Source organism: Treponema sp. OMZ 790 (assembly GCF_024181285.1).
In the GTDB taxonomy this organism is placed as follows: domain Bacteria; phylum Spirochaetota; class Spirochaetia; order Treponematales; family Treponemataceae; genus Treponema_B.
In genome coordinates this window covers 2744362-2757724 of record NZ_CP051201.1, presented here as the reverse complement: position 1 = coordinate 2757724, position 13363 = coordinate 2744362, and the positions used below count along the sequence as shown (strand labels likewise).

The 13363-nt window shown below is 35.5% G+C and carries 12 protein-coding genes; 7 read left to right on the top strand and 5 right to left on the bottom strand.

All coding sequences use genetic code 11. From position 1 onward, the window contains the following. Positions 1–155 precede the first annotated feature (155 nt). Together E4O01_RS13065 and ftcD are read right to left on the bottom strand one after the other, a co-directional pair. A complete protein-coding gene (locus E4O01_RS13065; protein ID WP_253695220.1) occupies positions 156–2273 on the bottom strand; it encodes a methyl-accepting chemotaxis protein in 2118 nt (705 codons plus the stop codon). 265 nt (positions 2274–2538) lie between these two features. Further along, positions 2539–3438, bottom strand: coding sequence for a glutamate formimidoyltransferase (ftcD, locus tag E4O01_RS13060; protein WP_253692609.1), 900 nt, complete (start codon positions 3436–3438; stop codon positions 2539–2541). Positions 3439–3561: 123 nt separating this feature from the next. Here ftcD and E4O01_RS13055 point away from each other — a divergent pair, with 123 nt between their 5' ends. Continuing rightward, the gene (locus E4O01_RS13055) at positions 3562–4101 is read left to right on the top strand and encodes a GNAT family N-acetyltransferase (protein ID WP_253692608.1); all 540 of its coding nucleotides are present in this window, start codon (positions 3562–3564) and stop codon (positions 4099–4101) included. A 242-nt stretch (positions 4102–4343) separates the two neighbouring features. Continuing rightward, positions 4344–4706 (top strand): TIGR02328 family protein, encoded by a 363-nt coding sequence (locus E4O01_RS13050; RefSeq protein WP_253692607.1) that lies wholly within the window; start codon positions 4344–4346, stop codon positions 4704–4706. 230 nt (positions 4707–4936) lie between these two features. On the opposite strand, the gene E4O01_RS13045 is transcribed toward E4O01_RS13050, so the two are convergent. Then, positions 4937–5545 (bottom strand): hypothetical protein, encoded by a 609-nt coding sequence (locus tag E4O01_RS13045; RefSeq protein ID WP_253692606.1) that lies wholly within the window; start codon positions 5543–5545, stop codon positions 4937–4939. Between the two features lie 95 nt (positions 5546–5640). Next, entirely contained in the window at positions 5641–6108 is a 468-nt protein-coding gene (locus tag E4O01_RS13040) for a GNAT family N-acetyltransferase (protein WP_253692605.1), read from the bottom strand. 271 nt (positions 6109–6379) lie between these two features. On the opposite strand from E4O01_RS13040, the gene E4O01_RS13035 reads away from it, so the two are divergent. Then, the gene (locus tag E4O01_RS13035) at positions 6380–7129 is read left to right on the top strand and encodes a nucleoside phosphorylase (protein WP_253692604.1); all 750 of its coding nucleotides are present in this window, start codon (positions 6380–6382) and stop codon (positions 7127–7129) included. A 444-nt stretch (positions 7130–7573) separates the two neighbouring features. After that, a complete protein-coding gene (locus E4O01_RS13030; protein WP_253692603.1) occupies positions 7574–9730 on the top strand; it encodes a methyl-accepting chemotaxis protein in 2157 nt (718 codons plus the stop codon). 569 nt (positions 9731–10299) lie between these two features. On the opposite strand, the gene E4O01_RS13025 is transcribed toward E4O01_RS13030, so the two are convergent. Then, entirely contained in the window at positions 10300–10776 is a 477-nt protein-coding gene (locus tag E4O01_RS13025; protein ID WP_253692602.1) for a DUF2004 domain-containing protein, read from the bottom strand. Between the two features lie 202 nt (positions 10777–10978). Between E4O01_RS13025 and E4O01_RS13020 the strand changes: the two genes are divergently transcribed. The 3 genes from E4O01_RS13020 to E4O01_RS13010 all read left to right on the top strand — a co-directional run bounded on the left by E4O01_RS13020 (position 10979) and on the right by E4O01_RS13010 (position 13356). After that, positions 10979–11482, top strand: a complete 504-nt coding sequence (locus tag E4O01_RS13020) for a hypothetical protein (RefSeq protein WP_253692601.1) — start codon at positions 10979–10981, stop codon at positions 11480–11482. Between the two features lie 336 nt (positions 11483–11818). Next, a complete protein-coding gene (locus E4O01_RS13015) occupies positions 11819–12484 on the top strand; it encodes a hypothetical protein (protein WP_253692600.1) in 666 nt (221 codons plus the stop codon). Next, complete coding sequence (locus E4O01_RS13010; RefSeq protein ID WP_253692599.1) at positions 12481–13356, top strand: hypothetical protein; 876 nt, start codon at positions 12481–12483, stop codon at positions 13354–13356. The genes E4O01_RS13015 and E4O01_RS13010 overlap by 4 nt, the downstream gene beginning before the upstream one ends. Positions 13357–13363 lie beyond the last annotated feature (7 nt).

Sequence of the window (13363 nt, the reverse complement as noted above, 5' to 3'; positions counted from 1 at the left end):
AATCTTTACTCCTTAAGTAATTGGCTTGCATACAATTTAATTATCATGTGAATATCTGAAAATGTCAATACTTTTATATAAAAGAGCTGAAAGAGAAATTAAAGTATTTCTTTCAGCTCTTTTATGTTTTTTACAAGAAAAAGATTTTTATAAAATTAAACTTTAAATTTTCCTACTTCATCAGCCAAATTTTCGATGCTTTTTCTGTTTTTTTGACTGATTTCATGAACTTCTTGTGTTGCCTCATTTATTTGCGAAGCTCCCGCAGCCATTTCATTCATACTGTCGGTTATAACCCTTGTAAGATTATCAAGTTTTTGCATTTCAACTGCAACATTTTTCCCTCCGGCAAGCATCTCTGCAGAACCGTCGTTTACTCTTGAAGTTACTTCAGTTATGTCTTTAATAGTGCTGAGAATTTCCTGACTTCCATACTCTTGCTCTTTCATAGCATTCATCAGACTGGTACTCATCTTTTTTACCTGATCTGAAAGGCCGAAAATAACATCAAATTTATCTTCTGCGACTTTTGAAGATGAAGAAAGAGCTTCAATTTCTTTACTTAATATTTTAAGAGTCGCAGTTATTGTTCTTCCCTGTGAACTTGATTCTTCTGCCAATTTCCTAATTTCATCAGCCACTACGGCAAAACCTTTGCCCGATTCTCCTGCATGAGCGGCTTCGATTGCGGCGTTCATTGCAAGCAAATTTGTCTGACTTGCAATATGCTGAATCACGCTAGAGGCTTCCAAAAGACCTCCGGACTCTTCAGCTATTTTTTGAGTTATACTATTCGATTCAGTTAATGCCCCCTTTCCATCAGCTGTGGCATCTGCAAGATTTTTGATAGCATCATCTGTCTTTTTAAGAGTTTGATTGATTAAACTTATATTGCTCACCATTTGTTCTACTGCAGAAGAAGACCTTGCAACGCTTGCAGCCTGCAATTCTATGGCTCCATTTAGTTGTTGAATAGTTTTTATTATTTGGTCAACTGTTGCTGCAGTTTCTGTAACACTTGCAGCCTGTGTAAGAGTTTGTTGCTTAACCCCGTCAATATTTGCACTTATCTGATTGATTGCACTTGCCGTTTCAGTCATATTGGCGGCAAGTTCATTACCTATTTTCTGCATAGATTGAGTATCGTTTCCGACTGTTCTAACGGAGTTACCTATCTTTCTTATCGTGTTATTAAAATAAATAGATAAGTCCGATATTTCATCATTTCCTTTTACAGGGAGTTGGACTGTGAGGTCTCCTTCGCCTTCGGCAATATTTTTAAGAGCATCTACAACACCCTTAATAGGTTTTACAATAGTCAGAGCTATTAAAACAGTTATAACGATGGATATTACAACCATTATAAGCCCCAAAAGTCTCAAAGCAGTTCTTAATGCGCTTATACTGCCCGTCAATTCATTAAGCGGAGCGTTTACAACTACAGTCCATGAAGTAGTTTTCATACGGGCAAAAGAAGCAATCTGTTTTTTATTTTCATGTACAAACCGCTTAACTTTGGAAGAATTCGTATTAATAGCCTGTTTTTCAAATTCTGACACATCTTTCAATAATTCATTGGCAGCAGCACCTTTTACCCTATTCGCTTTGGAAGAAACAAGTCCTCTATCCTTATGAGCAATAATGGTTCCATTTAAACCTAGAATATAACAACCTCCTGTTTCTCCTATTACTATATCACGGACAAAATTTGAAAGAATAAAAGCATTTGTTCCAACACTTAAAACCCCAATAACAGTCTTATCGTTATCAAATATAGGAACAGCAACTATCATTTGCATTTTCTTTGTTTTAAGACTTATATCCGGTTCTGCAACGAACGGAACACCTTGTTTTGATATTTTAAACCAATCTTTATCATTAACTTTTAAAGTCTGTCCGCTTGAAACATATGCTAGTCCGTTTAAATCGCATACACCAAAAAATTCGATATTAGGATTCATCACTGCTTCATGAAAGAGGCTTTCGGTTTTTTCTACGTATGAGAGATTATTATCTCTGAGCGAAGGCATTCGAGCTAAACCTTCCAAAAATTGAACAAAGGCACGGATTCTTCCATCTATTATTTCTGCAGTATCTGACGCTTTAATAATAAGAGATTTTTCAATTTTTTCGTTCAAGGCATTCCTTGCAATGTAGAGTGCTGCAGCACCCATTGTAAATCCTGCAATCAAAATCAATGTACCAAAAAAAATAACAAGCTTATTCAAAATAGAAAAACGAGTCTTACTTTGATGCGCTTTTAAATTTACCATCATAGGCTCCTGTCTAAGTATTTTGTTTTAATTACAATTTAAAAATAGAATGATTATAAAATATACAATTAAGATTTGTTGGACGAGGCTATCATATTTATGATTTTTTTTCTAGTAAGAAACGATAAAAAAATTAATTTTTTTTAATAATTCATTAACTTTTTGAATAAAAAACTAGATTATTTTTAATAACTTAAATATCTCCACAAAAAAAACAGATTACCGGATATTTGCCGATAATCTGTTTTTAAGTATTTTCTAGGTTCTATTCAAGCAACCTTGCTTCAATAATCTGGTTAAATTCGAAGTTTTCAATTTGGAGATAATACGAAGCAGCATCCATTAAGGCGGCCATAGGTGTAAGACCTACAATTTCCGTGCCGACAACATTTACTCCATAGCGTTTTGCTTCCATCTTTACCATTTCGTATGATTGATAAAGAGAAGTTTTTGTATAATCCGTCATGTTCATTGAAACCTGAACTATTCCGCGCTCTGTAAGATCTACACCCATTGCTTTAACGAATCGTAAGCCGCCACCTATGTACCTGACTTTTTTTGCAATTTTATCTGCAATTGAAAGATCATTTGTGGCCAAGTTTACGTTAAATGCAACGAGCGGCATTCGGCAGCCGACTGCTGTAACTCCTGCTGAAGGATGAATTTCTGTTCCTCCGAAGTCGGGCTTCCATTCTGCCTGTTTTACCTTTTCGGCCATTCCTTCAAACTGCCCCTTTCGGATAGTAGAAAGATTTTCACGCTCAGGGGCAGATGCCGATTTCTCGTATAAGAAGACGGGAATCTTATGCTGCTCCCAAATAAGTTTTCCGACGTCTTTAGAAAGTTCAATACACTCCTCCATCGAGGAATTTTTGATCGGAATAAAGGGGACAACATCGGTAGCGCCCATTCTGGGGTGAGCTCCCTCATGTTTACGCAAGTCGATTAAATTAGCAGCTATGCCTATAGCTTCGACCACGGCTTTTTTAAGCTCTTCAGGTTCACCGATTACAGTTACAACAGAGCGGTTATGATCCTTGTCGGATTCGTAATCAAGCAATTTTACCTTTTCTCTTCCGCGGAACGGAGCAATAATTTTTTCCAAAACTTCAGGATCGCGTCCGTTACTAAAGTTAGGAACACATTCAATTATTTTATTCATCATAAAAGCCTCCTAAGACCTTCAACGTCTTCATCAAGTTTAACATAAAAGAACCCCTTAGACAAGATAACAAGAATAGTTTATAATAAATCGCTATAATATAATCGAATAAAACAGAGGTGCTGTATGGCAAGGTTAGGAATATTTTATCGGCTTACAGATAACGAGCCGGCTAAAATAAAACTTGAGGCAGAAATGACTGTAAAACTATATACTCCCGCAATTGAAGACTTATGGTTTAGGGAAAAAATCATGAATGATGAAAAAACTATGGCATATAATCATTCATGGGGCGGAACCGTTCCATTTCCCTGTCATAAATGGGAACAATGGTATAATAAATGGATTGCAAATAATGATGACAAATATTTTTACAGATATATAAAAAATGATAATGAATTCGTAGGTGAAGCCGCTTATCACTTTGATGATAAAAGAAGAATATACATTGCCAATGTTATTATATATGCACCTCAGCGTAAAAAGGGATATGGAAGAACTGCATTAATGCTATTATGTGAAAATGCAAAATGCAACGGAGTAAAAGAAATATTTGATGATATTGCAATTGACAATCCTGCGATAAGACTATTTATTAGCTGCGGTTTTAAGGAAGAGTATAGAACGAATGAATATGTGATGTTAAAAAAAATATTGTCCGATTAATAAATTTCATTTTAGCAAACTAATACATAATTAAATAATTGCAAAGGGAACATACATAAGACACAATCAAAAAATAATCAACAACCCCGACGCAGAGCATCGGGGTACAATGCTCAATGTTTCGCATTGTATGTTCTCATAAGGTGGCTGCAGTCGGCTTTAATACCCTTTGTTACGACGCAGAGCGTAGCCGAGAAACGGCGGGTATTAAACCCTCCGCACGAATAAAACGGAGGAAAACAATGCGGTTATGGCATGAAGACCTTATAGCAAAACTTCCGGCTCAGCAGCTTCTCGGGCAGCACAGAGAGTGCTGTGCATTACGCGGAAACGGCTGGGGTAAAAAGCACTCGGTAGTGAATTATGTATTTTTATACTCACCGTATAAACTCTTTCAGTACCATCAACTTGTCATGAACGAAATGCATAAAAGAGGGTATAAGGTTTCTGAAGAATGGTTGGACAAAAATTATCGCGGTAAAAAATGTATTCCGTATGCGGATTTAAAAAAAATAAAAAAAACACATCCCATTTACAAAGAACACAATCAGGCATATATGGAAGAATGCATTAACAATTTACTTGGGAAAAACATTGCAGTGTAAAATGTTTTTCACCCATTGTATGCGTATAATATTAACATATATTCGGTTTGTATCCGAACTTAACATAAATAAGGTAATAAATGACAACAAAAAAATTTGCCAAGTACATGGAAAAGCAATGTAAAGGAATGAAATAAACTATATTGTAGATGATGAAGAAAAAGAAATTGTGTGGAAGACACCGTTCAATCCATTAAAAACAATATTAAAACATATTAGTAAATTGTAATTTATGATTTTCTACCGAATATTTTATCGCAGAAAGCATTCCAACATATTTCGTATTCTTCTTGAGATACCAACTGCAAATCGGACGGACAGTAAATATCTCTTTTTTCTGCCTCTTCGATAAATTGCCAAATCCATTCATCCGTTTCGGAGATTACTGCACGAACTGTTTTCCATTTTTTTTCATGTGCCAGATATAAACGTGTATGACCGTCCAGTGAAACATAGCGATCTTTTATCCGGATTACCGGAATGACAATATCTTCCGCTTTTTTAATAAAAGAGCGGATAGCCTGAAGTTTTTTGCTGCTCACGTAAAACTGTGAAGGTTGAATTAAATTTAACGGCAGGTTAAATTTTTCCGGCGGAGAGAACTCAAAAATCATTGTTCCATCTGATTTTATAAATTTAAAAATGTGGGGCGCATGAAAACGGAATTCTTCTGCTAAGAATGAATACTTACCGGAAACTTTTCCCCGAATAACCGCACATTCCGAATCTATAATCTCAACTTCGTACGGTTCGCCGTTAATCTCATAAGCACCATGCTGTAACAGTACAGTCTTTGAAAATCTTTTGTCATCGTATCTATCTATTCGTTTTATATTCATCACTTTTACCCTTGTAGTATAAAATATATTCTCCCTCTCATTATCTAATTTTGTGCTATATTTTTGACTTTGACCTGTATTATTTTGATCTGGTGTTATCGTTTTATCAGTAAGAGCATATCCCATTCATCTTTGCCGTTTTCAATAAACCCAAGCGATTTCCAAAAGCGTATGGAATTTTCTTTACTGCTATTCAGCTCATAATACTTTGCTCCGCCGCTTTTAGTGTATTGTTCTAAGGCTTTAAAACAAAGATGCCCTGTTCCATTTCCTCTATATTCAGGAAAAATCCAATAATCCAAAATAAAGCATTTTCCATCTTCAGTCTGATAAGTGCAGTAAGATGCGGCTCCTATCTGTTTTTTATTTCGAATAAAGTAAACCATGTGCTGTTTATCGGTATCGCGTATCATATGAGCTTCCAGAACGCCTCTGTACTCATTACCGGTAAAATATTCAATGTCTTCTTTATCTGTAATTATGCCGTCATCAATCAAATAGCTAATATGCCGGCTCCAGAAATCTTGTATTTCATCTATGGGAATTTCTTGAATACTAATCATATAGACCTCTATAATTTTTGATTTATCTGATCAGCTTATTATATCAATATTTTATCATAAGTGTAATATACCGGTGAAAGTTTTGAAAAGCCTCTTTCGGTTATAAGAACTACACATAAATAAAAAATGCGTATTTACGCAAAAACTATGTACAGAAGATTGCGTGATTCTTACGAAAATGATATACTAGCTACAAATAAAAATGCTGAAACTCATATTTATTATTTCAATTAAAAAATGATTTGTTAAATGTGTAATTTTAAGAGAAAAAATGATTACATCATGTTATGACATCGAAACAAAACCGATTATCAGTTTAAAAGATTTTTATGGAGAGAAAAAGAATTTATTAGAAAAATGTTTGATTATTTTATCCAAAAAAATTTATGACCATCTACTCGAAACCTTTGAATGTTGTGAGGTAGCCTGTTTAACGGCTTGTAATGGTAGTACGCCTATATATAAAATGAATTTAAACGGAGAAGATATTGCTTTTTATTTATCCTCCATCGGTTCCGCGATAGCTGCTGGCGAATGTTTTGAGGCAAACTGGACAACAGGAGCAACTAAATTTATTATGTTCGGTTCTTGCGGAAGTTTGAATAAAGAAATAACCGTAGGCAAGTATATTATTCCGACCGAGAGTTACAGGGGAGAAGGCTGCTCTTATTATTATGCCGCTCCCACTACCTATATTAAAATTAAAAACAGCAATAAGGTAGCAGCGCTATTTGAAGAATTAAATATCCCTTATGTGCAGGGAAAAGTTTGGACAACAGACTCAATGATTAGAGAAACTGTAGGACTTGTAAATAAGAGAAGAAGCGAAGGCTGTATTGCCGTAGAAATGGAACTTGCCGGAGTACAGGCAGTTTGTGATTTCAATCAAATGGAGCTGTATAATTTTTTAGAAGCAGGTGATGTATTGGGGGAAAGCGGTTATGAAGTTGAAGGGCTTCGTAATGCCAATCATGATTTAGCAAAACTTTATATCGCTTTTAAAATGCTGGCGAAAATATAATTACTGCCATAAGCGGACTTTTTTCAAAGGATAAAAAAAATACAATTACAGCTTTTTGATTTATTAAATACATAGGTTATTTTTTAATTTAACTAACTCACAAAGCAGGGGAAATATGATATAATGTGTACAGGGGTTATTGTGACAAGATAGTTGGCACTCTTAACATAAAGAATTTTTTATGGTATACTATCGGTATAATAAAAATTATCTAAAAACAGAAAAACGAGGAGAGTACTTGACATGAAAAAAGAAAACATGTATATTATCCCCGAAATTAAGGATAATCAATATATGCTTTGAAAGTATACTTCATACTTTTTTATACTGTCTCCTATTTTATTATAGTCAATTTCAATTCAACACACCTCCTTAACACAAGATAAATTATAATTTTAAGCAAGGTTTTAGGTAAACGGCTTTTGAAAATACAGGAGGTCAAATATGAACACAAATATAAAAAACGGTAAAGGTATTTCGATTATGGGAAGGTGCATTACAACCATGACCGTAATGATCACCTTGCTGCTCTTATTGATTTGCACTGTTATGGGATTGCGCATTTATAAGATGAGCATACAACAGTTTATCAATCTTACACAGCAGCAATTTTCCGGCATAGACGGAAATATTTCTCTTTTTATAGAAAACAGCAAAAAAACGGTAAAATTATGCGCCCGGCATCCTGCTTCAAAAAAAGCGGATAGCAGTTTTCACAGCTATATAAATGAAACAGGCGAAATTTTTGAAAAAAACTTTGAAAAAAGCGCATCCGAAAAAGACATACGAATCTTTTTTAAAGAAATGGAAAGCGTCTATCCCGAATTTATCAATATCTTTTTAGGTACAAAATGGGGCGGTCATGCGCTTTTACGCAGCTCACAAAGAGGCGGTTATGACCCGCGCAGCAGAGCATGGTATAAGCAAGCTGTAGAAAAACCGTCTACAGCCGTTGTCAGTTCCGCATATATGTCAACTTCAGGCGTACCGTGTATAACCTTTGCCCATACCGTGCATTCGGACGATAACGAGCTTTTAGGCTGCTTCGGTATAGACGTTGACCTTACAAACCTCACGGAATTTATCAGTAACATACGGATAGGCAATACCGGCTACGTAATGCTTACGCAAAGCGACGGTATCATTTTAGCCGACCCCAATCATAAAAATCTGAACTTTACAAACTTAAAAGATTCATCAATATCCGCAATCAAACATTTACAAAATATCGGTGCGGGAGAAGTGAAAACGGTTTCTATGGACGGGAAAAAGTGGGTTGTACAAACATATCCGCTAAAGGACATCGACTGGCACATAGCGGTATTTGTTGAGCATAACGAAATACTGCAAATGTTTTATACCCTTTTAAAAGATATTGCCTTGTCAGGCGGTATCATGCTGCTGCTTTCACTTATTGCAGTCTATTTTATGTCTTACAAAATAGTTCAGCCTATCCGCAATGCAGTTGAAGCATTAAAGAATATCGTCGGCAGAAAGGGCGATTTAACGGTCAGACTTCCTATAAAAGGCAATGACGAAATTACCGCACTTTCGCGGTATTTTAACCAAACAATCGAAAAAATCGCCTTGTCCATCAAAGCGGTCGGCGAAAACACCGGCGAAATGACAAACATCGGTACCGAGCTTGCAAGCAACATGACTGAAACCGCAAGCGCCGTGCACCAAATAAGCACCAATATCGACGGGGTAAAACAACAGGCAATGACACAGGCGGCAAGCGTAACCGAAACCGCAGCCACAGTGGAAGAAATTATCCGCACCATACGCCAATTAAACGGCAGTATAGAAAATCAAGCGGCAAGCGTTGCCGAGTCTTCTTCCGCCGTTGAACAAATGGTAAGCAATATCGCTTCCATCACTCAAACCCTCGATAAAACCAACGAAGTGATTAAAACCCTTGCGGATGCAACCGCCGACGGAAAGGAAACGGTAACGGGTGCAAACACCGTAACCCAACAAATTGCAGAAGAATCGGGCGGGCTTTTGGAAGCGTCAAACGTAATTCAGCACATTGCAAGCCAAACCAACCTTTTGGCAATGAACGCCGCAATCGAAGCCGCCCATGCCGGAGAAGCGGGAAAAGGTTTTGCCGTCGTTGCCGATGAAATCCGCAAACTCGCAGAAGAATCCAGTACGCAGGGAAAAACCATCACCGCGACGCTTAAAGTATTGGGTGCGGAAATTGAAAGCCTCTCGGCTTCCGCAAAAACGGCAGAAGAAAAATTCAACATGATTTTCAGTCTATCCGATCAGGTAAAAACAATGAGCCAAAACCTGATAAATGCCATGCGGGAACAGGAAAACGGCAGCCGCGAAGTTTTAACGGCTATCCGCGACATCAACACGGTTACATCCGAAGTGCAGGCAGGCTCGGCGGAAATGCTCAAAGGAGGCGAAGAAATAGCCGAAGAAATGCGCAAACTCGACGAACTGACACACCTCATCACAGGCAGCATGAACGAAATGGCTTCGGGAGCGGTGCAGATAAGCAACGCCGTAACGGAAGTAAACGAAATTACTCAAAAGAATAAAGCAAGCATTGAAAATCTGGCAAATGAAGTGAAGAAGTTTAAGATGTGATTAACAATATAGACTCTTGTACATTTTTAATTTGTTGAGTTTTGGTAAACCGGAACATCGGCAGGAGATCGATTGGTTAAAACCATTGCTATGTTCAATAAAGGTTAAAAATCTTTATTAAACTCGGTATCAAATGTGTACGTCCATGTATGCATTTGATATAAATCAGCACCGCCATTACTCTTTGTCTTATCATTCATTCTCTTCCCCCTTAAAAATTCAATTCATGTTCTTCTAAATGTTTGGGAAGGTTTTCCAAAGGGCTAAAATAATCTACTTTATAAGAGTTAATTTTCAAAGTAACAAGCTGCTCCATTTCGCATAACACAGCTGTATTTTTAAGCTCTCCGTTAAAATCTAAATGCAGATGTTTTAAATTCATAAGGTTTTTTAACGGATTTAAATCCAATATTACCGTATCATATCCCCCAAATTAAATTGATAAATTCATTGCTTTATATTTCCTTAAAAACTAAAGGGCAGCCTTAAAAGCAAAAGTTTTTAGTACTTCCCTAAATTTTAGGGATGTATACACCTTGATTGCTAACCATTATTCTATTCTCATTTTCCTAACTTTCCCAATCTATACTTTCCACTTCTAAGCTGCGATTAAATTTTACACAGAGAATTTCATCACTTTCCTCCGGATCAATCATAAAGTCTACAGCGATAAAATCTTCACCGGCCCATAGTGCAATGGATTTTATCTGCATTTTTTCCACAAACTCGGAAACATCAGCAGGCACATCCGATTCTAATTCTTCTTTATGAAAAGTGATATATTCATCATCTTTTTTTAAATACTCTTTTAAAGCAAGCCTTGCAGTTTTCTTATACTCTTCCAAGTTTTTTAGAAGCTTTGCAAAAGCATCTAAAGTATTTATTTTCAATTCGTAGGCATTATCATACCAAAGTGTTACAATGCTTCCATTGTATTCCTTTTCCCAAAGCACTCCTATCCCATCACTAAAAGCATTTTCTAATCCGCCGGCCAAATCTTTTGCGGTATCAAGAACACCGAAAAACTCGTGATTCAATTTACTCATCTTATTTTTTCTCCATTGATTGTAAATTTCCTTTATAATCTAAATTGCCATTCAAATCGAGTTACTCATTTTTATCGTTTTTCCAATTATATCACATCTGCCGGTTTTTTATAAGTATTCAAAATTATTTTTCCGTTTGACTGACTAACAAAAAGGGGAAAATGTGATATAATTAATTTTGAATGAGGAGGAGAAAAAGATTATGTCTTCAAACACATTTGATCTTGTTACCGCCCTTAATAAGAAAGGCTATATTTTAAATTATTGTGAAAACCTTTTTGAAAAAAAGAATTATAAAGAAAAAACTTTGTTTAAAGATATGCCGGAGAGAATGGTTTTTGAAACGGAAATATGGATGGTTGGAGCAAAAATACGGCCGGAAATTGCTAAGATGAAAAAAGATAAGAGAAGCGATTTGCTTTTACAAGAAATTTTAACGATAGTTCAAACGAAGAAGTACCGCAAGGGCAGGGAGAGTTTTGTAATGTTATTGCATTATTTTTCGGATATACCGTCTATTGCGAATGTATTGGGAATTCTTTTGGATGATAATGACCTTTATGGTTTTGCCGTTTCGGAACTGAACAAATTGAAATTTTACCGCTATACGGAAAAAATAAAGAGCCTATTGGAAAATGAAAAAACAGGCTGGATAAAACAAGAACTCAAACGCAATTTACAAAATGCGGGGTGCATTTATGAATAAGCATAATGGCGGATAATTATTTTTCAGCGTTGATTGCAGAATAATGAAAATATAATTAATTTGAGGAGTGTTCACATTGATAGAAATAAAAAAAACTTATACTTGGATGAACAGTAAAAATATTAATCGTGCCGCTTCTCAAGGAATGTATTATGCTTGGCACGGATAAAAATGAATCGAAAAAACTTCAGGAGAAAAACAATGATTTATATATTACAAAATAAAAAAATGCTGTCGGGTTATTACGGATAAATATAAATTGCTTGCAGCAGAATTAAACCTATTTAAAGGGAGCTGCAAAGTATGCTCGATTGATTACTTTATAGGAGATAATAAATGACAACAAAAAAATTTGCTAAGTACATGGAAAAGCAATGCAAAGGGATAAACAACTTTTCGCTGGAATCTCTTTTCGGCGAATATATCGTACTTGTGTCGGGAAAGCGAGTCGGGGTTTTGTATCAGGAAAAGTTTTATGTTCTTTATGCTCCGACTTTTAAAAAACCTGAAAATGTACTCCGGGATTTTAAAATAGTAAATTTATTCGACTGGCGATATTATCAATTTATTGAGGTTGGAGATCTGGAAGACAAGGATCGGCTTATCAAGATCATAGAGTATGTGTATCATGAATTATATTTTCTCAAAGAAGTCGTAATCGATATCGAATTTTTATTTCAAAGTTACAGAGGATATCCTGAAATAATTCATAGTTTGTATGACGAGCACCTTACTTTTCTCCGTTTTGCCTATGAAAAAAAGTTGCTCAAAGTAAATCCTGTGGATATCGAAGGCAGGATTATCAAATTCTCATATACGAATCTCGACTTAACCGAAACAGGACATAAAATTTTAGATGAGTTGTATGATAAATGGTTGATTTACACCGATAAAAATGATGCCGATTCTTTAAAGCGGGCACGGAATGTAAAACAATTAGAGAAATATTATCAAAAATTAATGGATGATTTCGATGAAAAGACGGCAGAAGGAAAACAATGATTTATATATTACAAAATAAAAAAATGCCGTGGGGTGATTACGGAGAAATATTATGGCAGGGAATCTATTACTTCAATAAAAAGAAACAAGAACACTGCATTTTACGGACAGCACCTTTTTGTCCGCCGCTTTATAGAAGTCAATATGACAGAGAATATCCCGTTATCATAGTAAAAGAACAGGTAAAAAAACTGATAGAGAAAAACTTTTTACATTTCAATTTTGTAAAAGTATGCAAAGATAAAATTGTCAAATTAAACTGGCAGGATTGGGATTTATCAAAAGATGAACCTGAGATATATCCATCGGCAGATATGGATGCTGAAGAATATATTACAAACAAAAAACACAATGAAGTTTTATCGCAAGGGTTGGGAAACTTATATGCTTTAATTCCCGAAAAAGACGGGTACTCATATTATGATGAAAAAGATGCACAAGAAAAATTAGTAAAATCAACACTGTCAACAAAAGATATTTTTATAACACATTCATTAAAAGCTCAGGAAATATATGTAAGTGAAAAACTGAAATTATTTTTGGAAACGAATTTTCCCGGCGATATTTATTTTGAACCGGCACTATTCGGAGAACCTGAAGATGTTAATAAACTGGCAGAAAAATTTTTGCACTTAGATGTCTTAAAAGAAAAGTCTGAAAAAATGTCGGATAATGACTGGAGCAAGTGGCATAAATTAAAGGGAGAAGCACAAAGACTAATTGAAGGAATAGATAGTTTAAAAACCGAAACTGCGAAAAATAAACGAAAAGAAAAAATACACCTTTTGCTAAACGAAGCGAATGAGATATATCCCCTGAATACCGAGAACTGGATGTGTGGATTCTGGGGTGTTAAAGTCACCACGGATTGAGGGTTAG